Genomic DNA, 24,883 nt, shown 5'->3' with positions numbered 1-24,883 from the left:
CTGCGGGATCGTCGGGCGCGCTACACTTTAGCCGTCCGTCGGGTTACGCTCGGCGTCTAAACGAATGAGAAGCGCGCCGTCGTGCGCACTGGTTGGCGGCGAATGGAGCAAGCGAGCGACGAGCAACTGGTCGAGCGAGCGCTTGCCGGCGACGCAGAGGCTTTTGGCGAGATCATGCGTCGTTGGGAGCGGCGCATCTTTCTGCTCGCCTTGGGCATGCTTGGGTCGGAGGATGCTGCGCGCGATGCGACGCAGGAAACTTTCCTCTCGGCTTTTCGGAACTTGCCTGGCTTTCGTCGCGAGGCCAAGGTCTCATCGTGGCTTCATCGCATCGCCGTCAACCAGTGCATCACGCGCATGCGACGCGAGCGCGTGCGCGCTGAAGAATCGCTCGACGAACCGAACGGCGCGCACTTTGCGCTCGACGACTCTCGCGCAGCGTCGCCAGCGCACGAAGTCGAAGCGCGCGAACGTGTGGAAGCTGTCCGTCGAGCGGTCAACGCGCTTCCGTCGGAATTGAGACAAGTGGTCATCATGAAAGAGTTCGAAGAGATGACCTTTCAAGAGATCGCCGAGACCTTGCAGTTGCCAGTCAGCACGGTCAAAAGCAGGCTCTACACGGCCTTCAAACAACTGCGCATGAGGCTGGAAAGGTTCAACGTGATGGGGGAGGAATATGCATCGAGGAGACTTTAACGACACTCGCGCGTGCGCCGCTGACTTAATCTCTTACCTTTACGGCGAGCTGAACGAAGACGCGACGACGCGCTTCGAGCAACATCTTACGTCTTGCGTGGCGTGTCGCGAAGAACTCGCCTCCTTCAGTCGAGTGCGCGACGCGATCGGCGAGTGGCGTCAGATGGTCAGCGTTCCCGCCATGGACCGCGCGACAGTGGACGTGCAGCGCGTGCCCGAGTGGCGACGCGCGCTGCAAGCTCTGCGCGACTTCTTCGCGCTCTCGCCCCTTTGGCTGAAAACGAGCATGGTGTTTGCTTCGGCGGTCATTTGCGCGCTCGCCGCGTTGGCCATCACTAACGCCGAAATAAGTTACTCCGCGCAGGGTCTGACGCTGCGCACGGGAATCCTCCGCGCACCAGTTCAATCCGAACGCCCCGACCGCCCTTCCGAACCGCTCTACACGCGCGAACAAGTCGAACGCATTGTAGCTGAGCGCGTTGCGCAAGCGCGTGCCGAGGCGCTCGACCGCGTCGCCGAAGAGCAAGCGGCAGCCAAAGTCATGGAAGATGTGGCCGATGAGGGCGTGCGGACAAGGGCGCCGAACGTACCGCGTCGCGCGTCAACTGTGCGCAAAACCGCCCCCGTGCAAGAGCAAGCCATTTATGCACGCAACGATGACGCGATCCCGCGCCTTTCGGATCTGCTGAGCGAGATCAACGATTGATGATGCTCCTTAGGGCTTGGGCGCAAGCGCTTGAGAGATATAAAGCGAGGTCAGCATCCCGATTGCGGAGATTTCTGGCGACGTCGCTCAGGCGGACTTCGGAGCCGACTGAGCCATTGAGCGAGACCGAAGATCGGTGGTTGAGCGACTCGCCGAAACAAACGAGGGGTTGAACGAAGAAAATGGTCACGAATCCATTGCGCCGCCGCCTAACGTTTTTGACCGAGGGGAAAGATCAAATGTGGGGGCGACACAAAGCGCGCCGATCGCGAGCGAAGAGCATCTGGTACGCTGGAGCAACGGCGCTCTTCGCCTCGCACCTAGCACTGGCACAGACGCCTGCAACGAAACCGGCGAATCAGCCCCCCCCGGCCAATCGCGCCGTGGCACAGCCGTCGCCATCCAACCGGCCCAACGCGCAGAACCAGAACGCGCCGACGCGCCAGCGCCCGTTGCTCGACCTGCTGAATCTGACGCCCGAGCAAAGACAACAGATCCGTGAAATACGGCGGCGAAACAATCGCACCGGTCAACTCGTCACGACTCGCCTGCGCCAAGCTCAGCGCGCGCTCGACGAAGCCATTTATGCCGACCAGTTGGATGAACGCGAGATCGAAGCGCGCATTCAAGAACTGGCCGACGCCCAAGCGGCAGTGACGCGCCATCGCGCACGGGTCGAAATGGAGATTCGTCGCGTGCTTACGCCGGAACAGCTTCGGCTCTTCAGACAACTGCGCGAACAAGAACGCGCTCGCCAACAGCAACAACGCTCGACGAACCAATCGCCGACGACGCAGAAGCCTTCGTCTACCGCTCCCGCCCCATCAAACGCCCGTCCGTGAGCTTTACCGTATGCTTGACGCTTGCACTACTTTTCTCGCAAGATAGCTACCCGATTCGCGCGACCGCGCGTCCGCCTTGAACGCGAAAGACAGAGCGGCGGGCGCCTCTTGCGCATTCCGCTGGACCATGAACATCGCCACGCGCGCCCTGCTAGAGGTTCAGGAGATGACGCTGCTGGTGGCGCGGGCCGCCCGCGGCGTTTTCAAACGCCCGCGCTACTTCAACGAGATCATCACGCAGATGGATATCATCGGCGTCGGCTCGTTGACGATCATCTTGCTGACCGGTTTCTTCACCGGCGGCGTGCTCACCTTGCAGACCTATCCGACGCTAAAGTACTACGGCGCGCAGGATCAGACCGGACGCTTGGTGGCCATCTCTCTGGTGCGCGAACTAGGTCCAGTGTTGACGGCGCTCATGGTGACGGGGCGCGTCGGCTCGGCCATCTCCGCTGAACTCGGGTCGATGGTCGTCTCTCAACAGATCGACGCGATGCGCGCGCTCGGCACCGATCCAGTGCGCAAGCTCGTCGCGCCGCGTTTGATCGCGCTTCTCGTTATGTTACCGCTGCTGACCGTGGTCGCCGACGTGGTCGGCATTGGCGGCGGCATGATCGTGGCGACCACGCTTTACGGACTGGCGAGCAACACTTTCCTTTCGGGCGTGCGCGATGGTCTGCAGTTCGAAGACATCCTCGGCGGCGTCATTAAACCGATCTTTTTCGCCTTGATCATCGGTACGGTCGCTTGCCGTCAAGGTTTGAAGACCGAGGGCGGCACGGTCGGCGTCGGGCGCTCGACGACGACGGCGGTGGTGCTCGGCTCGATTCTGGTGATCATCGCCGATTTCTTTCTCGCCAATGCGTTGCAGGTTATCCTAGAGACGCCACCATGAACGGTCGGGAGGAGGATGGTCATTACGGACGACATCTCAACGGCGGAAAGACGTACGGCCGAGGTCTCGGCGCTGCCAGCAGAGACGAACCGCATTGTACCGGCCATCGAGTTTCGCGACGTGTATCTTGCCTTCGACGACCACAAGGTGCTCGATGGCATCAGCTTCACCGTCCGCAAAGGCGAAACCAAGATCATTCTCGGCGGTTCGGGGAGCGGCAAATCGACCATCATCAAGTTGGTGCTCGGATTGATCAAGCCCGATGCCGGCAGGATCTTCATCGATGGTGAGGACATCACCGACTATGACGAAACGGAGATGATGCGCGTTCGCAAGAAGATCGGCATGGTCTTTCAAGAGGGCGCGCTTTTCGATTCCCTCTCCGTTTACGAGAACGTCGCTTATCGGCTGCGCGAGCAGGGCGTACCCGAAGAAGAGATCGAGCAAGAGGTTCGCCGCATGCTCCGCTTCGTTAACCTCGAGGACGCCATCGACAAGATGCCAAACGAACTTTCGGGCGGCATGCGCCGACGCGTCGGCATCGCTCGCGCGCTGGTCGGCGATCCCAAGATCGTCCTTTTCGACGAGCCGACCGCTGGACTCGATCCGCCGACGGCGCGCACGATCTGCGAACTGGCGATCAAATTGCGCGATTTGGAAGACGTCTCATCCATCTTCGTCACGCACGAGATGAACAACGTCGAGTATTTGACGGGCGAGTACGCAACCATCGACGAACGCGGCAACGTCGTCTTCGAGGAAGAGGGCGAACGCCTCTGCCTGCTCAACACCAAAATCATCATGATCCGCGATGGACGCATCATCTTCAGCGGGACGGACGAAGAACTCTTCAAATCCGAAGACCCGTACATCCGCTGGTTCGTTCGCGGCAAATAGCTTCTCGAACGGCGCCTCTCGACAAACGACCGCAATCGCGTCTAAACTTCTACCGTTCGAACCGAAGATCAACGCGCCCTTGCGACCGATGAAGCGCGGTCGCAAGAGCCGCCTCGTAAACGTCCTATGCCACCAACCAGAAAGAAAGTTGGACTGCGTGAACTGCGCGTCGGCCTGTTCGTCGTCATCGCCATCGCCATCCTGATCTTCCTCATCCTGAGCGCGGCTGGAGACTTCACGCCTTTTACGCCAAAGCTCCGACTGCGCGCGCAGTTTGCCAACGCCGACGGGTTGCGCGGCGGTTCCGAGGTAAGGTTGGCGGGCGTGCGCGTCGGCACCGTCAAAGACGTGCGCCTGCTGCCGCCATCGGATGATCCGAACGCGCCCAAGATCGAAGCGTTGATGGAGATCGAATCGGTGATCGACGGCCGTCCCGCCACCGAACGCATTCGCAGCGACTCGATCGCCACGCTCGGTTCACCGAGCATTCTCGGCACTGATAAGCTGATCAACATCACGCCGGGCACTGCGCTAGGGCAACCGATCAACGATGGCGACCTTTTGCGTTCGAGTTCGGCCAACACGCTCGCCGACGTAACCGCATCGAGCAACGAACTGGTCCAGCAACTCAACCAACTCTCGCGTCAAGTGACCGAGATCGCGCAAAAGATCAACGAAGGGCAAGGAACCTTCGGGCGGTTTCTCAACGACGAATCGTTCTACAACAATTTGAACGCCGCCGTGCGCGACATTCAGGATTTGACGCGACGCATACGTTCAGGCGAAGGCACTGCCGGACAGCTAATCAACGACCCGACGCTTTACAACAACCTCGCCACCGTCACGGCTGAACTGCAAACGATCTCAGCCGACCTTCGGCGCGGACGCGGTACAGCAGGCAAGTTATTGACCGATGAAGCTCTTTACAACGAAGCGCGCACGGCCGTGGCGCGCCTTAATCGCTCGGCTGACGAGATCAACGCCATCGTCGCTGACATCCGCGCTGGACGCGGCACCTTCGGCAAGCTTCTCACCGACGAAGCCTTTTACAACGACGCGCGGATCGCCATCGCGCGATTGAACGCCACCACGGCCCGCATCGATGAGATGATCGCCAGCGCTCAACGCGGCGAGGGGACAGTCGGGAAACTGCTGACCGACGATCAACTCTATACCAATGTCAATCAGCTTTCATCCGAAGCGGTCAAGTTGATCTACGATTTTCGGCGCGATCCGGGCAAATACCTGCGCATCAAAGTTTCGCTCTTCTGAAGCTTTCACCCAGAAACGGCGAGCAGCCCGCCCTGAATCGAAGCGAGCTGCTCGCCTTGTGTCGCAATCCATCGAGTTCAGTACTTCGGCACGCTCGGATCGACTTCGTTCGACCAAGCGGTGATCCCGCCTTTTAAGTTCAACAACCGACCGGTGAATCCGGCGCGTCGCAGAGCTTCGATCGCTTTGGCGCTGCGCACGCCGCCTTTGCAATGGACCACCGTCTCTTTGCTCGGATCGATCTCATCCATGCGCGCAACCACTTCTTTGAGCGGGATCAATTTCGCTTGCGGCAATCGCGCGATCTCGTACTCAGCCGGCTCGCGAACATCGATGATTTGAACCGGCTCACCCCGATCCAAACGCTGTTTCAGCTCAGTTGCCGTGATCTCTTCCATCTCAGCGTCGCTCTTTCCGGTTGCGCCCTCTTGACCGCGCAACCCACAGAAAGCTTCGTAATCGACCAACTCCTTGATCGTAGCATTCGGACCACACACCGGGCAATTCGGATCCTTGCGCAGTTTCAATTCGCGAAAACGCATGTGCCAAGCATCGAAGAGCAACAAACGATTGATGAGCGGCTCGCCGCCACCCAAGATCAACTTGATCGTCTCATTAGCCTGAATTGCGCCGACGATGCCCGGTAGCACGCCGAGCACGCCCCCCTCGGCGCATGATGGGACGAGCCCCGGCGGCGGCGGTTCCGGATAGAGACAACGGTAACAAGCGCCGCGCGCGGCCCAAAAGACGCTCGCCTGTCCCTCGAAACGGAAGATCGATCCGTACACGTTCGGCTTGCCCGTCAGGACGCAAGCGTCGTTGACCAGATAGCGCGTCGGAAAGTTGTCTGTGCCATCGACGATGATGTCGTATTCACGGAACAGTTCGAGCGCGTTCTCGCTGGTCAAGCGCGTGTTGTAGGTTTCGATCTCGATATAAGGGTTGATGTCGCGCAAGCGATCGCGTGCCGACTCGATCTTCGGGCGTCCGACATCGCGCGTGCCGTGGATTACTTGCCGTTGTAGGTTCGATTCATCAACCACGTCGAAATCGACGATGCCGAGGTGCCCAACGCCAGCGGCAGCAAGATAGAGGCCGAGCGGCGCGCCGAGACCGCCTGTGCCGATCATCAGCACGCGCGCCGCTTTCAGCCTCCGCTGTCCTTCCATGCCGACCTCCGGCATGATCAAGTGACGACTGTAACGCGCGATCTCTTGGTTGCTGAGCGTCGGAAGTTCCCCCGCGTGACCGACCGACAACGCCTCTTCGGTCACGGCGCCGCCGGCGATGGAAGGCACGATCATCACTGTATCGCCATCTTTCACCGGCGTTTCGAGCCCTTGTGCGTGACGTATGTCTTCGTCGTTAACGTACACGTTGACGAAGTTCCGCAATCTGTTCTGCTCGCTGAAAAGATGTCGGCGCAACTCTGTGTGTCGCTCGGTCAGTTGTGCCAGCGCTTCGCCCACTGTGCGCGCTTCGACCTGCAGTTCGGCCGTTCCGCCCGCATACTGCCGAAGCGCCGTCGGTATTTGAATCCTGATCGCCATCGTCTTAAACTCCTTTCAAGATCTCTTCTTCGTCGAATTGCGAACGGTCATCGCGCAATTGCCACGAACGCAGCTCGTGCGTCGCGCTGCGCTCTACGGCCACAATGATGTAAGAGTAAACGGGGAGCGCGTGCTCCAGATCGTAGGACGAAGGCACCGCCGGATGATCTGGGTGAGAGTGGTAGAAGCCGACGATCTCCAACCCTTGTTGCCGCGCGCGTCGTTCGCCCGCCAGCAGCTCCTCCGGACGGATGAGAAAGCGGCGACGCCGAGCTTCCTCTTCGCGCGCGTTCGAGATGGGCATCGTCTCGACCACGCGCTTGACCCCATCGGCCTCGAACTTCCCGAGCAGCAGACCGCAGCATTCGTGCGGATAATCGCGCTCGGCGTGTGCGCGCATCGCCGCCTCATGCTCCGCTCTCAGCGCAATGGCCATTTCGTCTCAGTCCTCTTCGTTCCAGAACTCTTCGCTCATGTAACGCTCGCCGCCGTCGCACAAAATGGTAACGACCACTGATCCGGCAGGCAGATCTTGCGCCAAACGCAAAGCCGCAAAGACGTTCGCGCCAGAGCTTATCCCGACGAACAAGCCTTCTTCGCGTGCCAACCGCCGCGCCATGCGTTGCGCATCCTCGGTGGAGACCTCGACGTTGCGATCGGCCAAGCTTGGATCGTAAATGCCGGGGACGATGGCCGTCGGCATGTGTTTCATGCCTTCGAGGCCGTGGAGCGGCGAATCCGGTTGCAGCGAAACGCATTGAATGCGCGCATTGAACTCCTTCAACCGTCGCGCCGTCCCGACGAAAGTGCCCGATGTTCCGAGTCCGGCGAGAAAGTGCGTAACGCGCCCCTCGGTCTGCTGCCAGACCTCAACGCCCGTCCCCTCGTAATGCGCGCGCCAGTTGGCCGGGTTGTTATACTGGTCCGGGTAGAAGTACTTTTCCGGAGCGCTTTCGTAGAGCGCGCGTGCATGACGCTGCGCGCCATCGGTCCCTTCCATCGGATCGGTTTCGATCAATTCGGCGCCGTATGCCCGCAGCATCTTCTTCCTCTCGGGGCTAGCGTTCTTCGGCAAGCAGAGCGTCACGCGATAGCCGCGCGCCGCGCCGATCATCGCATAAGCGATGCCCGTGTTGCCGCTCGTCGCATCGAGGATGATCCGGTCCGGCGTCAACAATCGGCGCCGTTCGCCGTCGAGGATCATCGCCAACGCGGCACGATCTTTGACCGAACCGCCCGGATTTAAATGCTCGGCTTTGACGTAAACTTCAACGCCGCGCGCAACATCGCGCGCAACGCGCGCCAATCGCAACAGCGGCGTGTTGCCGATCTGATCGAGCACCGATCCGCTCTGTTTTGCCTCCGCTTTTTCCAGCACCGCTTGCGTCATCTTTTCACAAAGTATGATGCGTTTTATGCCCCCAAAAGACGTTAACGCACCTTCGGGACGGCGATGCGCTTTACGCGCCGACGGAGCTTCGCCTCGCTACCGAGCGCTTCGCGCGAGCGCATCTTCCACGTCGGCGATGAGATCCGCTGCCGCCTCGATTCCAACCGAGATGCGCACCAGACCTTCGTTTATCCCGAGTTTGGCGCGTTGCGCCGGCGACATGTCGCGGTGCGATGAAGTCGCTGGATGGAGCACGCCCGTGAACACGTCGCCTAAACTGGTCGCCCGCACGCACAAACGTAGCGCTTCCATGAAACGAAACGCCGCTTCGCGCGACCCTTCTGCAAGCTCGATCGAAACCAAGCCGCCGCCGAAGGGGGAGCGAAAAAGACGCCCGACGATTTCGCGTTGGCCTCGGTCAAGCAGCGGGTAATAAACGCGCGCAACGCGCGGGTGATTTGCCAAACGCTCTGCCAGGCGGCGCGCGTTCTCGCAGTGACGCTCCATGCGCAACGCCAGCGTCCGCACTCCGCGTAGTATTTCGTGCGCCTCCCAAACGCTCAGCAGGCCGCCCGCCGTTTTGACGACGCCGCGCAAGGCTCCGAGATCGGCTTCGTCGCGCACGACGGCCAATCCGCCAATAGCATCGGCATGTCCGCCCAAGTACTTGGTCGCGCTGTGAACGACGAAGTCAGCCCCGTGCTCGATGGGTTGGCACAGGTAAGGCGTCGCAAAGGTGTTGTCGACGATCAAACGCGCCCCCACCTCGCGCGCCAACTCGGCACATAGGTCCAGCGGGCAGACCTTAAGCAAAGGGTTCGAAATGGTTTCGACCAAGATGGCGCGCGGACGTAACCGTCGTGCTTGCGCCCGCGCCTGTTCCATGTCGTGAAAATCGACGAGCACGGTCTTCACGTTGAACGCCGCGAAAACCGTGTGAAGCAATTGCAACGTCACGCCGTATAGGTCTTGCGAAGCGAGCACAACCGATCCCGGCGCAACCTCGCACGCAAGCAGAGCCGCGTGCAACGCCGCCATGCCCGAAGCGAAAGCGCATGCGCCGCGACCTTTTTCGAAGACTTTGGCGGCCTCTTCAAGCGCGGCAACCGTCGGATTGCCGTAGCGCGTGTAGACGTAACCGCGCTTCTCGCCGGAGAAGACGCGATCGAAATCCTCCATGGCGCCATAGGTGAAGGTCGTCGCCGCGTAGATGGGCGGTACCGTCGGCTCTCCTGTCGGCATTGCCGCGCTGCGCGTTCCAGCGTGCACCAACGATGTTTCGAGAGAGAGTTTCTCCAACTCCAACGAGTTCACTCAGGTCAGCTCCTTGCGAGTTCGATTCATCGAGCGCCTCACATCATAAGGCAACCGCGGAGAGGGGAAGAAACGCCCATCGCGCTTGAGCGCCTAGACGCCGGAAGATCGGATGCGCGTTCGGTCAGCTCGAATCCACATCTCAACGCAACGTCGCCCGAGCTTCAGGGAGCCTCCACCGCGCTTCTTTTCAAAGAGCGATGAGATCTTCGACCCAAACAAGTGCGCACACTGGGTCGCGGTCACGACGCTTTCTCAAAAACCAACCGCGCTTCCCGGCCATGCTCTTCGACGTGAACGGCGAAGCCGTTCTTGCGCGCCCATTGTGCGAGCGTGAAGCTGTGTTCGCGCACGCTCGTTAAAACTTCTAGCCGTTCCCCTGCCTTGAGCAGACGCAGCGCGTTGATCGCGGCGTGAACGGGCGACGCGCCGCACTCCTCCTCGCGCCCGCGCAGATCGAGCACTGCCATCGTCACGTTCACTCGCCCTTCTCGATCGGCAACCCAACGGTGTTGCCCCATTCGCTCCACGATCCGTCGTAGTTGATCACCGTCGGATAACCAAGCAAGTACTTCAACACGAACCACGTGTGCGACGAACGTTCGCCGATGCGGCAATAAGTGATGACCGTTTTGTCCGGCGTCACCCCCTTGCTCTCGTAAAGCTGCCTCAATTCTTCAACCGGCTTGAAGGTATCGTCATCGGCAACGGCCTGTGCCCAAGGGACGTTGACCGCGCCCGGAATGTGCCCGCCGCGCTGCGCCGCCTCGGTTGGGTATTCCGGTGGCGCCGTGATTTCGCCTTTGAATTCAGCGGGCGAGCGAACATCAACGAGCTTGACGTCATCTCGCTGATAGGCGTAGGTCACTTCCGGCAAAAAAGCGCGCAAGCCCAAATCGATCCCACGACAACGATAGCTCGTCGGCTGCACGCTCGGCACCTCTTCTGTGACCTCACGCCCTTCGTCGATCCACTTGCGCCGCCCACCGTTCATCAGTCGCACGTCTTCGTGCCCGTAGATCTTGAAGACCCAAAAGGCATAGGCGGCAAACCAATTGCGAAAATCGCCGTAAAGCACTACGGTGGTCTCCGGCGCGATGCCCAAACGCGACATCAACTTCTCGAACCCTTCCTTCGACACGATGTCGCGCCGCACAGTGTCGTTGATGTCACGCTTCCAATCGATCAAAACCGCATTCGGCACGTGCCCAAGGCGATATGCCGTCTCCGGTTCGTAATCGACTTCGACGATGCGCACCTGCGGGTCGCTGAGATGTTGCGCAACCCACTCGGTGGAGACCAACACGTCGGGAACAGCGTACTGTTTGATCGCTGCGCTCATGACTCGCTCCTCACCTCCACGAACTGGATAGAAAGCCGCCTCGGACTGATAATATAACGACGCTTTTGTATAATATATCAAACGAAGATGTCAAGCCGCGATGGCGGGTGTGCTACAAGCGTGGTTCGGCATAGGTCATCACGAGGTACATTATGGTGTCGCGCGAGGTTGGATTCTCGTAGATGTGAGGCACATCGGCACGGAAGTAAACGGCATCGCCGGCACGTAGTTCAATGGGCTCGCGGTCGCCGACAGTCAAACGCAGGCGCCCGGAGTGAACGATCAAGTTCTCGTAAGTCCCTTCAGGGTGGGCCACGGCATGTTCGACGTGCCCGCCGCGAATGCGCAGTTCGTAAAACTCGGCGCGTCTTTTGCGATCGAAAGGAAAGAGGGCGCGGCTTTCAAAGCCGCCGTCGGCAGAACGTAGGATCTTCGCTCGACTGACGGGAAGGATTTCGATCTCCGCCGACTCTTCATCGCCCAACAGATCGGCGAATCTAACGTCGAGCCCACGCGCGATCTTCCACAGCAGCGCAATGGTCGGCGTGCTTTCGCCGGCCTCGATCTGGCCCAGCATGGCCCGGCTGACACCGGATAGCGAAGCGAGCTTCTCCAAACTCAATCCGCGTTGTCGCCGGAGCCTTGCGAGATTCTCTCCGACACGCTTCTTCAATTCACGTGCTTCGCGCTCCGCAGCGGCGCGTTCGCTCTCCTCAATCTTCTCCGTTGACTTTTCAGCTCTCTCCGCGGTCCTCATCTTCTCCACCCCTGTAAGCTCAACCAAGCTTACAATAAAACGGGCACAAGGTCTAAACTCCGAACGACAGGACTTCATGCTCGTCGGTGCTCCCTTGCCGGAAGCCCCAGCGTTTTATTGCTTTTGTCTTCTGTTCGTCTTGTGGTTCGATGACGCACGAACGATCAGATAAAGTAAAGATGCGAGTTACTCAACGCGCCACACGAATTCGTGCAGAATGATCGCTCAATTTGTGTGTTGTGACACATTTCACGTCACCTTGCTTGGCGCGTCGAGCCTCTTATTGGGCAAAAACGCGCGATTTCCCTTTTTCGGAGCGATGTCGATTTGAATGGCAAGCGATTGGCACGACCGTTGCTCTTTGGCAGAAGCAGAGATGTCGGCGGCATTGAAGCCGACCATGGTCGATGGAGGAACTGGCGAGGCTATGAGAGCTAACAACAACGTGTCAAATATGATTGATGGAGGAACTAGTGAAGCCATGAGAACTAACAGAACCTTTATGCGCGTCGTTCCCGTGTTGCTCGCCCTATTGGCAGTGGCAGCGGCCAACATCATCAGCGTAGAAGCACAGACGAGGAGAAGAGCGCCCCGTTCGCGCTATTACACGCGAGCGGTTCCGCACTACTACACGGTCTACGCCAATCAGACCATTCGAGTAAGGATGGACCAACAGATAAGCTCCGAGACGGCTCGCATCGGCGATCGTTTTACAACGACGGTGGTTGACCCGGTCTATTCGCACAACGGCGTGGAGGTGATCCCAGCAGGCAGCAAAGTGATTGGGCGCATCACCAACGTGCGTCGGGCCGAGCGACCGAGCAAAGCGGGCATGATTGAAGTGCAGTTCATTTCGGTCCAATTGCCCAACGGACGGACGTACCCGATCAACGGATCGTTGACCGACCTGAGCGCGACCAACGTCAACTACGATAGCGAAGGGCAGGTCACAGGGCGTTCTTCGATCAAGCGCAATGCGGTCTTCATCGGCGGCGGTGCGGCGACTGGCGCAGTCATTGGCGCGGCTGCGGGCGGGGGCAAAGGTGCCGGCATCGGTGCGGGCATCGGCGCTGGGCTCGGAGTAGCTGGATCCATGCTCTCAAAGGGGCAAGAAGCGGTGGTTAAGTCTGGTACGGAGTTCGGCGTCATTTTGAACCGCAGCGTTTCGTTGCCGGCCTACCGTTAAGGGATCAAAATCATCGGCGACCCTGCACGGGGCGTCGAGACGGGAAGCCCGCACGTGGAGGGGAGAGCGCGGGCGGGCTTCCAACCAAAGTTCCCGCCGTTCCGGCTGAAGCGTAAGCGGACGGCTGAAGAAGAATCGGTCGCCCCGGTAGCAACGTAAGCGAGCGACCGTTCAAAGCGAGGTCCGTTGTGATGGGGAGAGCGCAGCGGATCTCGCTTTAACAAGATCTCGCCTCCTAGGCGAGGGCAGCGGGAAGAGCGCGGCGAAAGGGGGAGAGCGTCGCGCTCTTTTCGCATCTTGTGCGCGAGAACGAAAAGGCGGACGGCTTCACCTTTTGCTGGAAGATCTATCTTTCAACGGCGCTCCTGGCGCGAAACATGTTCCCGACTCCCATGACGCCGAAAATTCTCTGACGAGCGAGGATTGGTCAGCAACCAGAAGCGCACGGAGTTCGGATCAACCTTTTCAACCGTTGCGCGGGTCAACCAGTTGGTTGATGCGTTTGGAGATGCGATCGAGAGGCTCCAATTTAACCTCTTCTCCGCGCCACGATTTAATCAGCAACGAGATGAGAAAGATCAAAGCCACCACTTGATAAGCCAACCAAGCGATGTTCACTAAAAAGACCGAGAACTCACCCAAAGTCAAACCGGCAAGGAAGCGAGAAAAGCGAAAGAGCAAACCACCTGCCATGATGGCAACGTGCAGCGCAAGCGCCTGCGCGGCATTGAGGCGCACGCGCGCTTCTTTTCTCGGCGCGATAAACAATTCCACAATGGCGAAGGCGGCACCGATGTAGAACGGGGCGTAAGGCAGCGCCATAGCGACCTTTTCAGCGATTCCCAAACCGGCGACGCACCGCGACGAAGAAAGGTGACCGTCGGCAACACCTATGGGCGTGGTCGCAAACGGCTGGGGCGGCGGTGCTGATGTGACCGAAGAGCCGCTAGGAGGGAACTCGACGTAACGTCGCGTTGCGGCCTCAACCTCCGCATCTTCAGTGGCGCGCCCCCAGACCTCTTCCGTCCGCCGCGCGTAATCCGGTTCAAGCGGATCGGTATCGTACTTGCTCTTCTTGTCCATCGCCTCGAACTTCACTCTCAATTCTACGAAAAAGCGAGATGTTAGGTTCCACCGAGCATCTTTTCAACCTTCGAGAACGGCGAAGGGAACCGCTTCCCAACGCCCCTGAGCTTCAAAGAGGCGAAACGCGCGCAACACCGTCTGTTCGCCGCTAAAACCGATGATGAAATAGACCGCTTGCGGATAATAGGCTAATCGCACATCTGTCTCCGACGGCACTGGGTCGGCGGATCGCGGGTGCGAATGGTATATGCCGAGCAGGAGCTCGCCCTTGGCGCGCATGCTCCTTTGCGCAGCGAAGATATCTTCAGGAGCGGCCTCGTAAGCTACGGCGGGATTGACGGCGACGTTACGCAAGGGATAGACGCTCGTCGCGCGCCCTTCTTTGCCAGCTACCAGCCCACAACATTCCTGCGGCAACGCCGCGCGCGCATGACGGAACATCTCTTCCGCCTGTTCGCGCTTCAGCAAGACGACGGCGGAAAGTTCTTCGCTATCGTCTGCCAGAGTTTGCTTTGGGTCCGTACTCATCTGCACAGCGCTTTCGGCGACAACTGCTTGATCTTTGCCAGTCACTCATTCACCACTCGAATGTGCAACTCTTCAAGCAAGCGCGGATCGACTTCGCTCGGCGCATCGATCATCAAATCGACAGCCGAGGCCGTCTTCGGGAAAGCGATCACGTCGCGGATGTTGTCGGTTCCGACAAGAAGCATCATCAACCGATCGATGCCGGGCGCGATTCCGCCATGTGGCGGCGTGCCGTATTCGAGCGCGTCCAGGAAGAACCCGAACCGTCGCCGCGCCTCATCTTCGGTCAAGCCCAAAGCTTTGAAGATCAGCCGTTGCACATCGCGCCGGTGGATGCGGATCGAGCCGCTGGCCAGTTCGACGCCGTTGATTACGGGGTCGTAGGCTTTGGCGCGCAATCTTCCGAGCAGTTCTGTCTCGCCACCCTCCACCGCGCGTTCGAGCAAAGGCAGATCCTCATCGACGGGCGAGGTGAACGGATGATGCATCGCGTAATAACGCCCATCATCCTCGTTGTACTCAAACATCGGGAAATCAATGACCCATAAAGGCGCGAACTCAGACGCGTCAATCAAACCTTCGCGGCGAGCCACTTCTTCGCGCAGCGCGCCAAGACTGGCAGCGACCGTTTTCGGCGGACCGGCCACGATCAACACAGCATCGCCCCGCTCGGCTTCAGCGGCATCGGCCATTCGCTTCACCCCGTCTTCGCCCAGAGCCTTGAGTAATGAGGATGTGAGCTCATCACCGAGCTTGATCCACGCGAGCGCCGAAGCCCCGTAGCGCTTGACGAACTGCTGCAGTTCGTCGAGCGTTTTGCGCGAGTAACCGGCTCCGCCTTTGACAACGATGCCTTTGATCTCTCCTCTGCCCTCAAGAACTGCAGCGAACGGCGCGAACGTCGTTCCCTTGACAGCGCCGCTCAAATCGCGCAGCTCCATGCCGAACCGCAGGTCGGGTTTGTCCGTGCCGAAACGATGGACCACCTCGGCATAGGACAACCGCGGGAAAGGCACAGGAAGCTCGACGCCAATGAGCCGAAAGACGCGCTGGAAAAGGCCCTCGATCAAACGGTAGATATCCTCCTGCGTGACGAAGCTCATCTCGATGTCGAGCTGCGTGAATTCCGGTTGCCGATCAGCGCGCAAGTCTTCGTCGCGAAAACAACGCGCGATCTGATAGTACTTGTCCAATCCGGCGATCATGCAGATCTGTTTGAAGAGCTGTGGCGATTGCGGCAGCGCGTAGAACTTACCCGGATGAAGACGTGAGGGCACGATGTAATCGCGCGCCCCTTCGGGCGTCGATTTGATCAGAATGGGAGTTTCGATCTCCGTGAACCCCTGCTCGTCCATGTAACGCCTGATCTCAGCGATGACGCGATGGCGCAGACGCAAGTTCGCTTGCAACTGCGCGCGGCGCAAATCCAAATACCGGTATCGGAGTCGCAATTCTTCGCTTGCCAGAGGCTCGTTAGGGGCTGGCTCGATTTGAAAAGGGGGCGTGCGCGCATCGTTCAGGATACGCATCTCGCCAGCATGTAACTCGACATCGCCGGTGGCAATCTTTGGATTCCGCTGCGACGGCGCACGCGCAACCACCGTTCCACGCACAGCGATGACGTATTCGCTGCGCACGTCTTTGGCCCGCGCATGTGCCTCGGGCGATCTTTCCGCATCGCAGACGATCTGTGTAACGCCCTCACGGTCACGCAGATCGATGAAAGTAAGCGGCCCGAAATCGCGTCGGCGTGCAACCCAACCCATCAATGTCGCCGTCCGTCCGACGTGCTCAAGACGCAACTCACCGCACGAATGTGTGCGCTTCCAATCTCCTAGATTATCGAGCATGTTCGATACTTTCCTGTTCTTGACCCAAGAGCGCTTTCTTCTGCCAATCGATTTCAACGCGCTGTCACGAAGACCATTTCGCCAGAACTTCGCGCCGACGACCGGTTGACCGCGAGATTTCGTTCGTCACCGCGGTTCCCGGTGAGAAGATCGAGCAATCTGCCAACTTGCCGCTCCATTTTGATCTGCGCCTTAGCAATCGTCGTTATCGCCTTAACCATTCCGGCTTGTACCTCGAGCGCTACGTTTTGCAACTCTACTAGAACCGTCATATTATCCGCGCTCATCAATTCCGTTTCGCAATCGGCATCGAAAGCTCACTCAGCCGCGCTACGGCGGATCTATTCGTTGGGCGCAAAGTTTGTCCTTCAAAACTCAACCTATAAGAGCCTTGATCTCGGCGGCCAATGCATCGCGACGCACGGCGCGTTGTTCGCCCGAACGCATCTCTTTAAGCCCGACTTCGCCCCGCGCACGCTCGTCTGGACCTGCGACGACGACGAATGGGATGCCACGCGATGCAGCGTACCTGAACTGCTTCGCCAACTTGTGCGTTTCAGGATAAACATCAACGCGCAATCCAGCGCGCCGCAAAGCGCGAGCGAGCGCGAGCGATTCGCCCGCTTCGGCTTCATTCCACACCGTCACCATTACATCTACGGGGGCGCGTTCAAGATCCGGCGGGAACATTCCGCGCTCGGTCATGACGACGATGATCCGTTCCAACCCGAGCGAGAACCCGCAGGCGGGCACATCGCGCCCGAGAAACATGCCGATCAAGTTATCGTAACGACCTCCACCGCCCAAGCTCCCAGCCAGATCGGTCACGTTGATCTCCATGATCGCGCCGGTGTAATAGGAGAGTCCGCGCGCAAGGCTCGGATCGAGTTTGAGTCGCGCGCTGACTCCGGCATCTGCTGCGTAACCGAGTATCTGTCTCAACTCCTCGATGCCGCGCCCGCCGCTTTCATGATCCCCGATGAATTCGAGCATGCGCCCAAGCACGGCTTGGTTCAATGCAGCCCGCGGCGGACGAGCGTCGCTTCCGACAAATTCCGCCGCGCGTTCGATTTCGGCGATTTCGCGAAAGAAATTCAGCAATCGCTGCGCGGCCTCGGCGGAGATCGCGCGTTCGGCCAATTCAGCGCGCACGCCTTCGGCACCGATCTTGTCGAATTTATCGAGCGCCACCAACGCCGCCTCATGTTGCGCGCGCTCGACGCCAGCGCGATCGAGCAAGCCACCGAGCGCTTGACGGTGATTTAAACGAATGACGAAATCATCGAACCCGAGTCTTTCGAGCGCGTCGCTGGCAGCCGCACACAATTCCACTTCGACCAGCATCGAGCGCGCCCCCGTCACGTCGACATCGCACTGATAGAACTCGCGAAAACGACCGCGCGCCGGGCGATCCGCCCGCCACACGGGTTGGATCTGGTAACGCTTGAAAAAAGGCGGAAGCTGATGCTGATACTCGGCGACAACGCGCGCCAGCGGCACCGTCAAATCGTACCGCAAAGCGAGGTCTGCTTCGCCCGACTTTTCGTGTTCGCCGCGCTTTAGGATCTTGAAGATAAGCCGATTCCCTTCTTCGCCGTACTTGCCGAGCAAAGTCTCGATGTTCTCCACGGCGGGCGTCTCCAGCGGCTCGAACCCATAGCTTTCATATACCTCACGGATGGTGCGGATGACGTACTCACGCCGCCGCACATCAGGCGGCAAAAAGTCACGCATTCCGCGTGCCGGTTGCGTTTTGCCGACCATAAGCTTCTCTCTTCTTGTGGGGAGAATAGTGGAACCTTCAGCAACAAACGTCAAGCGCGCCTCGCTTACGAGCGCGCAAACGGCCCAAAGCGCTGCCTTCACAGCCGGCGCACCGTTCTGCAGCGAGCAGCATGTTTGATCGAAACTGGTTCCTTAGTCCGCCTCGAATCAACTGAATTAAGGTCTCCGCCTGCAACTTCGCTCGATCGAAACTGGTTCTTTGTTCGCCCCAACCATATGCGAACCGCAATTCCCATTGCGCTCCGAAGCGCAGTCGTTGGTCGCCCGCAAATCAGCGCGATTCGGATTCGCCCTCCGTCTGTCGCGCGTCATAGCGAGCGACGTTCCTTCTGTAGATCTTGGCGTACTCGACATAGTTTTTCCAGTAACGTTCGAGTCGCACGAGTTCTTCCTGTTTGAGCGGACGCACGACGCGCGCCGGCGCGCCCATAACGAGCGAGCGGGGCGGAACGCTAGTTCCCGGCGTAACGAGCGCACCTGCAGCAATCAAAGATTCAGCTCCAATGAGCGCGCCATCGAGCACGATGGCGCCGATGCCGATCAAGCAGCCGCGTTCAATGCGACAGCCGTGGACCATCGCCCCATGTCCGATGGTCACCTCGTCTTCGATAAAGGTCGGGTGCAAGCCGCGCGTTACGTGAATCACCGCTCCGTCCTGCACGTTAGCGCGCGCTCCGATGCGCACGGAGTTCACATCGCCGCGAACAACGACGCGAAACCAGACGGATGCTTCTTCGCCGATTTCGACATCTCCGATGATGTCGGCGCTGTCGGCGATGAACGCGCTCGGATGAATGCGCGGCCTTTTGCCGAGAAAAGTTTCAATCATGAGGACGTTTTCTTCCAGCGCCCACCGTTCAGACGCGCGAATAGGTCAAACCGGTCTGGTTCTGATACTTGCCATCGCGGTCAGCGTAGCTCGTCTCGCACTCTTCGTCCGACTCGAAGAAGAGCACTTGGCCAATACCCTCGTTGACGTAAACGCGCAGCGGGAGATTAGCCAAATTGGCGATTTCGACGACCAGTCGTCCGCGCCAACCGGCCTCGAGCGGCGTGGTGTTGACCAGCAACCCGGCGCGCGCATAAGTCGATTTGCCCATGCAGATCCCCGTCACGTTGCGTGGCAAGTTGAAGGTCTCCACCGAGACGCCGAGACCGTAAGAGTGCGGCGGCAACAGGTAGTAGCGCGAGCCATCCTCAGCGCGCCGCAACGGCGGCTCAATGAGCGACTCTTCATCGAACTTCTTCGGATCGATCTCGCGTCCGTGAATCGGCGAAAAAACGCGGAAACCGTCGTCCGCTAGACGCATATCGTAACCATACGAAGAGGCGCCGCAAGAGATTATGCGCCGACCACCCACTTCGCGCAGAAGACGTGGGTCGAAAGGGTCGATCAGTTTGACTTCTTCGACCATGCGGCGGATCCAACGATCCGACTTGATGCTCATCTTTTCAGCGTTTCTCCTCAGCAGGAAAGTTTCGTCGGAGAATCGTGCAGCATAATCCCACCGGAGCGCATTAGTCCAGCCTCAACGCGCTGGGATGGCCTGCGCCGAAAGAAGATCGAAGTCGCCAGCGGACATCGGCAACTGGTCAGCGATGACCAAGTTGATTAATCGCTCGGATGTTGAGTCATGCGATCTTGAAATGGGCGGCGCATCGCTTGGCGCTCGACCAAACGCAGCGTGCCATCGCCGATGGTGAAAGCGAGCACGGCTCCTCCCGCTCCGAAGCGCATTAAAGACGCGCGTCCCTCGGGCGTGATCTTCTTGATGGAGCGGTTCGTTTCATCGAGTATGCGACCCGTTCGAAGCACGGATAGACGCAGATCAGCGTTCAATCCGGCGGGCAACTCCACAATCAATTCGCCGGAAGCGAGATTGACGTTGGCACCACGCCCGCGCCAGCTTGGGGCCGTCAGACGGACGTTGACCTTGCCGCGGCCAATGACGGCCATGACATCGCCGCCCGATAGCTCCAGCGTGGCCTCCGCTTCCGCCGCGTTCAACTTGATGTTCCCTTCGACGCCGCCAACGCGCAACGCGCCTCGTCCGGTGTAGATTTCGAGATCGGTCTGCGGCGGGACGCGAACGAGATAATCGACCTTCCACCAAGCATTGAGCAAACGACGTGGGAAGTCCGGCGCGAGGCGTTTAAGCGTGCGTCGGTCGTGCGTGCCAGTGGTGAAGATACGCAAGCGATTCGGCTCCTCATCCAACACGAAGTCGGTCACGCGCGCAAGCAGCGCGAGATCGTCTTCGCTGCTCGCGCGTATCTCCGTTTCAGCCGTGATCTCGACCTCGGCGCGCGACCAAGATTCCACCGTCACTGATCCTTGCGGCGCGCCGAAAAGGCTGATGGCGCCGCCATAAGGGAAACGGCGCATCTCGCGCCGCGTCGTCGTGCGCACGAACTCTCCGCTCGGACTCGGTCGTTGAGGTTGTTGCGCGACTACGGCTGCGGCGCCGAAAGAGGAGGCGAGCAGCATCAAAGGGAAGAAAAGGCTGGGGCGCACGTTTAAACGCATGCTGTGGCAGCTCGTTTCAACGCCGCGTGAAGATGATCGGACCACCTTGATTGAAGACGTTAAGCAGGGCGCGTCCGTCGCCCGTCTTGCCGATCACCTTGCGATTGCCGCTCATGAAACTAAAAAGTCCCAAGCGTGCGAATTCGCCAAGATTGATGTTGCGCGTCAAAGGCGCCGTTGCGTTCAAGCGAAAGGCCGCATCTGCCGGAATGCGGATGTTGATGTTGCCTTGCATGGAAGCGAGCGTGTAGTTGCCGTTGGGCAGCAGATCGCCATCGAAGAGGATGTCGCCCATGGTGTTTTCAGCCATCAACATCCCCGTACTAATGTCAGTCAACTCGATATCGCCCTCGGTGCTCACGCGCGCGCGCACCATTTGCCCGCGAATGCCGCGCACGGTGATATCGCCCCGTTTGGTTTCAAGGTCTACGCTGGCTGTTGTCGGGACGAAGATCAAGAAGTTGACGTCGCCGATCTCGCGCCCACGATTCACTTGAACGACGTTGACGACGAACGCGCTTTCGCCTATCTCCGGCACGATGCGGGCCGGAGGCGCTTCGGCGCTGGCTGTGACCTTCACTTCGTTGCGCCCCCAACCTTCAACCACGATGCGCCCCGATAGATTCACCACTTGCACGCGAATGCGCGGCGAGACGGCGAACGTGCGCGCGTAGCGTTGTTGCGCCAAAGCGGCTGGGGCAACGACCACCAAACAAAGCACGGCGACCAACGGTCTACTGAAACCTTTTCGGGCGAACCTTGAATTGATCTTCATCGAAGAAAACTCGGTTCATCACTCCGACATGATTTGCGCGCGTAGAGCACGAATTGCTTTGATGCGCGCGCTGCGCGAAAAGATGGGCTTCACGCTCAAAGCTCGGAAAATTCGCGAAGCAGTTCCATCTTCTCCCGAAGCGCGACGTTGAGCATCTCTTCCGACACCTCATCATGGGGGTTGCGCTCGAGTTCGCGCAAAGAGTTCTGCACCGCCTGATCGATGACCTGCATGTTGCGATCGAACGCTTCGCGCATCTTCGGGTTCCAACGGACGCGCCGTTCGTTGACTCGCTGCTGCCAGTACTCGATCGCCAGTTGTTGTTGGCGCAGATAATCATCGAGCGCGACTGGACGGACGCTTATCGCCTCGCTGCGGGCGCTATCCGCTCTCGACACGGTCACACGCTGCAAAGCGTTAAGCGAAAGCGCCGTCACCAACGAGACCACCACGATGATAGCGGCCATGGCGGCGCTCAGTTGCGGCAAAGATAGTTGCCACTTCTTGTTCAAAAACCGCGTCAGCCAACCGGTCCGATTCGACGTCGGCGTCGTCGCTGTCGCCGTGTGCGCGTTTTCCAGTTGCTGTTGCTCTGCGATCAACCGGTTTCTGATTCGCATCCAGATGCGACGTTCATCGGGAGGGACTAATGGGTAGGCGTGGCAATCGCGCGCCGCAAGGACGATGATCGATAGTTCGTCGTGCACTTGGGCGCAGGCAGCGCACCGTGCGAGATGTTCTTCGACGCTTGCACGCTCGTCGCCAGCGAGCGTGCCGTCAATCAATTCGCTCAGCAAAGCTTGACAGTTCCAGCACTCCATCCTTCAAAACCTCCGGTATGAAGGCAAAGCAGCTTCTCACCGGCAATCTTCATGGGCCTAAATGGCGCCGCAATGGTCTGTTTCCGCTCTTTTCGCGAGATGCTCGTCGCCCAGCAAGACGCCCCGCGCGAGTTACTCGCGCGAGCGGTTTTTGGGCGGATTCTGCTGTCTCAACAACTCGCGCAACCTCATACGCGCCTTGTGTAGTTGCGATTTGCTGGTGCCAACCGAGCAACCCAGCATGCGCGCGATCTCTTCGTGCTCGTGTCCTTCGATGTCGTGGAGCACGAAGACGGTTCGATAACCGGGCGGCAGTTGCGCGATGGCTTTGTCGAGCGCGATCCGATCGACGATCGGCATCGCGTTGGGATTCTCCGTGCCCTTGACGATTTGCACGGGCGTTTCGCCATCTTCGGTCGTCTGTTCCAAGCGCACCCCACGCTTGCGAAAGTGCATCAGCACTTGATTGACCGTCAGACGATGCAACCAAGTAGTGAACGCCGACTCGCCGCGAAAGCTTCCGATCTTGCGGAAGAGCTGAATGAAGACCTCTTGCATCAGGTCTTCGGCCTCGCTCGTGTTGCCCGTCATGCGCAGGCAGAGCGAATAGACGCGCCGATTGTGGCGTTCATAAAGCCGTTCGAACGCTTGCGCATCGCCGCGTGCAGCCCGCTGCGCTAGTTCGAAATCGGATTCTTGCGGCGTTCCCGCTTCGACTTTTTCGGCTTCGGTCACGTGTTCGCTGCCCGCCCCGGCAACAAGGCTTGGAAGACCCTCTGACCCCTCCTAGCGCGCGACGGACAGTACACGCTCAAACGAAGACATCTTCGCTGGCAAAGCCGTTTCTTGCGAACCGACGGCTTTGCGTCAAGCTCCTCCCACGCGCCTTGTGATGCCCTCGGTGATGCGCGTCGTTGCCTTGTCCGCCGTAAGAATTGATCTTTTCGTGCACCGCGCCGACGTTTTCGTGCACGCTCAAGTCCAATAGACACGGTCGAGCGAACGGTAGCCTACGGCCTCGGCGATGTGCGCGGGCCGAATCTCGGTCGTCCCCTCGAGATCGGCGATGGTGCGACTTACCTTCAGTATGCGGTCAATGGCGCGTGCCGATAACCCCAACCGCGCCACAGCATTCTCTAACATCCGCTCGCACTCGGCGTCAATGCGACAGAAGCGACGAATATGTCGCGGTTGCATCTGCGCGTTGGCGAAGATGCCCTCGCCTTGAAAGCGCGCCCGTTGTCTTTCGCGCGCTTGCATGACGCGCGCGCGGATATCGGCTGAACTTTCCGCTGTCGGCCCTTCGCCCGTCAACTCCCTGAACTTCACGGCGGGCACGTCTATGTGAATGTCTATGCGGTCAAGCAACGGGCCGGAGATCCTTCCGACGTAACGTCTGATCTGCAACGGCGTACAGTGGCACTCGCGCGTCGGGTCGTTCCAAAACCCGCAGGGGCAAGGATTCATCGCAGCGACGAGCATGAACGAAGAAGGAAAGGTCAACGACATCGCCGCGCGGCTGATGGTCACCTTCTGATCTTCCAAAGGCTGACGCAGCACCTCCAGAACGCTGCGGTCGAACTCCGGCAGCTCGTCGAGAAAGAGTACGCCGTGATGCGCAAGCGACACTTCGCCAGGACGCGGAACGGCGCCGCCGCCGATCAATCCGGCGTCGCTGATCGTGTGGTGAGGCGAGCGAAAAGGACGCTGCGTGACCAACCCGACGCGCCCCGTTAATCCGGCTACCGAATAGATCTTGGTCAATTCCAACGCCGCCTCGAATTCCAGCGGCGGCAAAATCGTCGGGATGCGCTTGGCGAGCATGGTCTTGCCGGATCCGGGCGGACCGATGAGCAGGATATTGTGCGCGCCCGCGCTCGCCACCTCCAGCGCGCGTTTAGCCGCGTGCTGCCCACGCACTTCGCGAAAATCCACGGCGTACTCATCTCTGTGCGCCATGAGCGCGTGCGGATCAAGGCGCAACGGCGCTGGACGTTGACTCGCTTCGCCGCTTTCGAGCGCCAGCGCCGTCTCGACGGCACGTCGCAGATCCGCTACCGGATAGACGTTGACGCCCGTCACCACGGCCGCTTCAGCAGCATTCTCCTCAGGGACGAGCAAGTGCTCGATGCGCGCTTGGCGCGCGCGCATGGCGATCGGTAGAACGCCGCGTACAGGGCGCACGCGCCCATCAAGGGCCAGTTCGCCCACGGCGAGCACCTTTTCGAGTCCGGTGAGGGCGCCTAGATCGCCGTTTGCTCCAAGGATGCCGAGCGCGATTGGCAAATCGAAACTGGCACCTTCTTTGCGCACGTCGGCGGGGGCGAGATTGACCGTCGTTCGGCTGAAGGGAAAGAAGAAGCCGCTGTTGTTGATCGCGGCGCGAATGCGCTCGCGCGATTCGCGCACGGCTAAGTCCGGCAATCCAACGATGGTCACCGACGCTGTCGCGTCGCTCTCGCCGCGCGACGGGACCAGATCGACTTCCACTTCAACCAAATCAGCATCGATGCCGTATACGGCTGCTGAACGAGTGCAAAAGAGCATGGTGAGGCATTCCCCCAAATTCAGGAGCCGATTTTTCGTCGAAATCAAAGGAGGGGAGACGGAAGCCTTGACGATGTGCTCTTTCCAAATGGATCCTCGCACTTCTGCTCTCATGCG

25 protein-coding genes are annotated in these 24,883 nt (G+C 59.5%); 7 read left to right on the top strand and 18 right to left on the bottom strand.

Annotated elements, in window-relative coordinates; all coding sequences use genetic code 11:
• The first annotated feature begins 81 nt into the window (after positions 1–81).
• The 6 genes from C4334_RS01240 (at position 82) to C4334_RS01215 (ending at position 5,308) form a co-directional block, all read left to right on the top strand.
• Positions 82–696 carry an RNA polymerase sigma factor gene (locus C4334_RS01240; RefSeq protein ID WP_352430251.1) on the top strand — a complete coding sequence of 205 codons (615 nt, stop codon included), beginning with the start codon at positions 82–84 and terminating at the stop codon, positions 694–696.
• Positions 677–1,402, top strand: a complete 726-nt coding sequence (locus C4334_RS01235) for an anti-sigma factor family protein (protein ID WP_352430250.1) — start codon at positions 677–679, stop codon at positions 1,400–1,402. The genes C4334_RS01240 and C4334_RS01235 overlap by 20 nt, the downstream gene beginning before the upstream one ends.
• Positions 1,403–1,584: 182 nt before the next feature.
• Entirely contained in the window at positions 1,585–2,244 is a 660-nt protein-coding gene (locus tag C4334_RS01230) for a Spy/CpxP family protein refolding chaperone (protein ID WP_352430249.1), read from the top strand.
• 127 nt (positions 2,245–2,371) lie between these two features.
• On the top strand, positions 2,372–3,139 hold the full coding sequence (locus C4334_RS01225; RefSeq protein WP_352430248.1) for an MlaE family ABC transporter permease: 768 nt from the start codon (positions 2,372–2,374) through the stop codon (positions 3,137–3,139).
• A gap of 15 nt (positions 3,140–3,154) precedes the next feature.
• Entirely contained in the window at positions 3,155–4,036 is an 882-nt protein-coding gene (locus C4334_RS01220; protein ID WP_352430247.1) for an ABC transporter ATP-binding protein, read from the top strand.
• A gap of 126 nt (positions 4,037–4,162) precedes the next feature.
• On the top strand, positions 4,163–5,308 hold the full coding sequence (locus tag C4334_RS01215; RefSeq protein ID WP_352430246.1) for an MlaD family protein: 1,146 nt from the start codon (positions 4,163–4,165) through the stop codon (positions 5,306–5,308).
• A 77-nt stretch (positions 5,309–5,385) separates the two neighbouring features.
• Here C4334_RS01215 and C4334_RS01210 read toward each other — a convergent pair whose 3' ends face one another.
• From C4334_RS01210 to C4334_RS01180, 7 genes are all read right to left on the bottom strand, one after another.
• Positions 5,386–6,858, bottom strand: coding sequence for a ubiquitin-like small modifier protein 1 (locus C4334_RS01210; protein WP_352430245.1), 1,473 nt, complete (start codon positions 6,856–6,858; stop codon positions 5,386–5,388).
• Between the two features lie 4 nt (positions 6,859–6,862).
• The gene (locus C4334_RS01205; protein WP_352430244.1) at positions 6,863–7,294 is read right to left on the bottom strand and encodes a M67 family metallopeptidase; all 432 of its coding nucleotides are present in this window, start codon (positions 7,292–7,294) and stop codon (positions 6,863–6,865) included.
• A gap of 6 nt (positions 7,295–7,300) precedes the next feature.
• Positions 7,301–8,248, bottom strand: coding sequence for a PLP-dependent cysteine synthase family protein (locus C4334_RS01200; protein WP_352430243.1), 948 nt, complete (start codon positions 8,246–8,248; stop codon positions 7,301–7,303).
• Between the two features lie 96 nt (positions 8,249–8,344).
• Complete coding sequence (locus tag C4334_RS01195) at positions 8,345–9,562, bottom strand: trans-sulfuration enzyme family protein (protein WP_352430242.1); 1,218 nt, start codon at positions 9,560–9,562, stop codon at positions 8,345–8,347.
• A 242-nt stretch (positions 9,563–9,804) separates the two neighbouring features.
• Positions 9,805–10,044, bottom strand: a complete 240-nt coding sequence (locus C4334_RS01190) for a sulfurtransferase TusA family protein (RefSeq protein WP_352430241.1) — start codon at positions 10,042–10,044, stop codon at positions 9,805–9,807.
• Positions 10,041–10,904, bottom strand: a complete 864-nt coding sequence (locus tag C4334_RS01185) for a sulfurtransferase (protein WP_352430240.1) — start codon at positions 10,902–10,904, stop codon at positions 10,041–10,043. Before C4334_RS01185 ends, C4334_RS01190 begins: the two co-directional genes overlap by 4 nt.
• Positions 10,905–11,016: 112 nt before the next feature.
• Positions 11,017–11,661: a helix-turn-helix domain-containing protein gene (locus C4334_RS01180; protein ID WP_352430239.1), complete on the bottom strand. Its 645-nt coding sequence runs from the start codon at positions 11,659–11,661 to the stop codon at positions 11,017–11,019.
• A gap of 481 nt (positions 11,662–12,142) precedes the next feature.
• Here C4334_RS01180 and C4334_RS01175 point away from each other — a divergent pair, with 481 nt between their 5' ends.
• On the top strand, positions 12,143–12,847 hold the full coding sequence (locus C4334_RS01175; RefSeq protein WP_352430238.1) for a TraB/TrbI/VirB10 family type IV secretion system protein: 705 nt from the start codon (positions 12,143–12,145) through the stop codon (positions 12,845–12,847).
• Between the two features lie 465 nt (positions 12,848–13,312).
• Here C4334_RS01175 and C4334_RS01170 read toward each other — a convergent pair whose 3' ends face one another.
• The 11 genes from C4334_RS01170 to C4334_RS01120 all read right to left on the bottom strand — a co-directional run bounded on the left by C4334_RS01170 (position 13,313) and on the right by C4334_RS01120 (position 24,766).
• Positions 13,313–13,930: a hypothetical protein gene (locus tag C4334_RS01170; protein WP_352430237.1), complete on the bottom strand. Its 618-nt coding sequence runs from the start codon at positions 13,928–13,930 to the stop codon at positions 13,313–13,315.
• 63 nt (positions 13,931–13,993) lie between these two features.
• The gene (locus C4334_RS01165) at positions 13,994–14,461 is read right to left on the bottom strand and encodes a M67 family metallopeptidase (RefSeq protein ID WP_352430236.1); all 468 of its coding nucleotides are present in this window, start codon (positions 14,459–14,461) and stop codon (positions 13,994–13,996) included.
• Between the two features lie 41 nt (positions 14,462–14,502).
• Entirely contained in the window at positions 14,503–16,311 is a 1,809-nt protein-coding gene (gene aspS / locus C4334_RS01160; protein ID WP_352430235.1) for an aspartate--tRNA ligase, read from the bottom strand.
• A gap of 375 nt (positions 16,312–16,686) precedes the next feature.
• Positions 16,687–18,075: a histidine--tRNA ligase gene (gene hisS, locus C4334_RS01155; RefSeq protein WP_352430234.1), complete on the bottom strand. Its 1,389-nt coding sequence runs from the start codon at positions 18,073–18,075 to the stop codon at positions 16,687–16,689.
• A 292-nt stretch (positions 18,076–18,367) separates the two neighbouring features.
• Positions 18,368–18,925, bottom strand: a complete 558-nt coding sequence (locus tag C4334_RS01150) for a gamma carbonic anhydrase family protein (RefSeq protein ID WP_352430233.1) — start codon at positions 18,923–18,925, stop codon at positions 18,368–18,370.
• A 28-nt stretch (positions 18,926–18,953) separates the two neighbouring features.
• Positions 18,954–19,544 (bottom strand): dCTP deaminase, encoded by a 591-nt coding sequence (gene dcd / locus C4334_RS01145; RefSeq protein ID WP_352430232.1) that lies wholly within the window; start codon positions 19,542–19,544, stop codon positions 18,954–18,956.
• 164 nt (positions 19,545–19,708) lie between these two features.
• Positions 19,709–20,623 (bottom strand): DUF4097 family beta strand repeat-containing protein, encoded by a 915-nt coding sequence (locus C4334_RS01140; protein ID WP_352430231.1) that lies wholly within the window; start codon positions 20,621–20,623, stop codon positions 19,709–19,711.
• 16 nt (positions 20,624–20,639) lie between these two features.
• Positions 20,640–21,398: a DUF4097 family beta strand repeat-containing protein gene (locus tag C4334_RS01135; protein WP_352430230.1), complete on the bottom strand. Its 759-nt coding sequence runs from the start codon at positions 21,396–21,398 to the stop codon at positions 20,640–20,642.
• Between the two features lie 95 nt (positions 21,399–21,493).
• Positions 21,494–22,219, bottom strand: coding sequence for a zf-HC2 domain-containing protein (locus tag C4334_RS01130; RefSeq protein ID WP_352430229.1), 726 nt, complete (start codon positions 22,217–22,219; stop codon positions 21,494–21,496).
• 132 nt (positions 22,220–22,351) lie between these two features.
• Positions 22,352–22,954 carry an RNA polymerase sigma factor gene (locus C4334_RS01125; protein WP_352430228.1) on the bottom strand — a complete coding sequence of 201 codons (603 nt, stop codon included), beginning with the start codon at positions 22,952–22,954 and terminating at the stop codon, positions 22,352–22,354.
• A 240-nt stretch (positions 22,955–23,194) separates the two neighbouring features.
• The gene (locus C4334_RS01120) at positions 23,195–24,766 is read right to left on the bottom strand and encodes a YifB family Mg chelatase-like AAA ATPase (protein WP_352430227.1); all 1,572 of its coding nucleotides are present in this window, start codon (positions 24,764–24,766) and stop codon (positions 23,195–23,197) included.
• Positions 24,767–24,883 lie beyond the last annotated feature (117 nt).

Source organism: Pyrinomonas sp. (assembly GCF_040289685.1).
Lineage (GTDB): Bacteria > Acidobacteriota > Blastocatellia > Pyrinomonadales > Pyrinomonadaceae > Pyrinomonas.
The sequence above is the reverse complement of the archived record's forward strand: the minus strand, read 5'-3'. Positions and strand labels throughout refer to the sequence as shown.

Bases quoted from the DNA above. Each gene is read 5' to 3' on its own strand.
- C4334_RS01235 (WP_352430250.1), top strand. From the start codon at position 677: ATGCATCGAGGAGACTTTAACGACACTCGCGCGTGCGCCGCTGACTTA.
- C4334_RS01230 (WP_352430249.1), top strand. From the start codon at position 1,585: ATGGTCACGAATCCATTGCGCCGCCGCCTAACGTTTTTGACCGAGGGG.
- C4334_RS01225 (WP_352430248.1), top strand. From the start codon at position 2,372: ATGAACATCGCCACGCGCGCCCTGCTAGAGGTTCAGGAGATGACGCTG.
- C4334_RS01220 (WP_352430247.1), top strand. From the start codon at position 3,155: ATGGTCATTACGGACGACATCTCAACGGCGGAAAGACGTACGGCCGAG.
- C4334_RS01215 (WP_352430246.1), top strand. From the start codon at position 4,163: ATGCCACCAACCAGAAAGAAAGTTGGACTGCGTGAACTGCGCGTCGGC.
- C4334_RS01210 (WP_352430245.1), bottom strand. From the start codon at position 6,858: ATGGCGATCAGGATTCAAATACCGACGGCGCTTCGGCAGTATGCGGGC.
- C4334_RS01205 (WP_352430244.1), bottom strand. From the start codon at position 7,294: ATGGCCATTGCGCTGAGAGCGGAGCATGAGGCGGCGATGCGCGCACAC.
- C4334_RS01200 (WP_352430243.1), bottom strand. From the start codon at position 8,248: ATGACGCAAGCGGTGCTGGAAAAAGCGGAGGCAAAACAGAGCGGATCG.
- C4334_RS01185 (WP_352430240.1), bottom strand. From the start codon at position 10,904: ATGAGCGCAGCGATCAAACAGTACGCTGTTCCCGACGTGTTGGTCTCC.
- C4334_RS01180 (WP_352430239.1), bottom strand. From the start codon at position 11,661: ATGAGGACCGCGGAGAGAGCTGAAAAGTCAACGGAGAAGATTGAGGAG.
- C4334_RS01175 (WP_352430238.1), top strand. From the start codon at position 12,143: ATGAGAACTAACAGAACCTTTATGCGCGTCGTTCCCGTGTTGCTCGCC.
- C4334_RS01170 (WP_352430237.1), bottom strand. From the start codon at position 13,930: ATGGACAAGAAGAGCAAGTACGATACCGATCCGCTTGAACCGGATTAC.
- C4334_RS01165 (WP_352430236.1), bottom strand. From the start codon at position 14,461: ATGAGTACGGACCCAAAGCAAACTCTGGCAGACGATAGCGAAGAACTT.
- aspS (WP_352430235.1), bottom strand. From the start codon at position 16,311: ATGCTCGATAATCTAGGAGATTGGAAGCGCACACATTCGTGCGGTGAG.
- hisS (WP_352430234.1), bottom strand. From the start codon at position 18,075: ATGGTCGGCAAAACGCAACCGGCACGCGGAATGCGTGACTTTTTGCCG.
- C4334_RS01150 (WP_352430233.1), bottom strand. From the start codon at position 18,925: ATGATTGAAACTTTTCTCGGCAAAAGGCCGCGCATTCATCCGAGCGCG.
- dcd (WP_352430232.1), bottom strand. From the start codon at position 19,544: ATGAGCATCAAGTCGGATCGTTGGATCCGCCGCATGGTCGAAGAAGTC.
- C4334_RS01140 (WP_352430231.1), bottom strand. From the start codon at position 20,623: ATGCGTTTAAACGTGCGCCCCAGCCTTTTCTTCCCTTTGATGCTGCTC.
- C4334_RS01135 (WP_352430230.1), bottom strand. From the start codon at position 21,398: ATGAAGATCAATTCAAGGTTCGCCCGAAAAGGTTTCAGTAGACCGTTG.
- C4334_RS01130 (WP_352430229.1), bottom strand. From the start codon at position 22,219: ATGGAGTGCTGGAACTGTCAAGCTTTGCTGAGCGAATTGATTGACGGC.
- C4334_RS01120 (WP_352430227.1), bottom strand. From the start codon at position 24,766: ATGCTCTTTTGCACTCGTTCAGCAGCCGTATACGGCATCGATGCTGAT.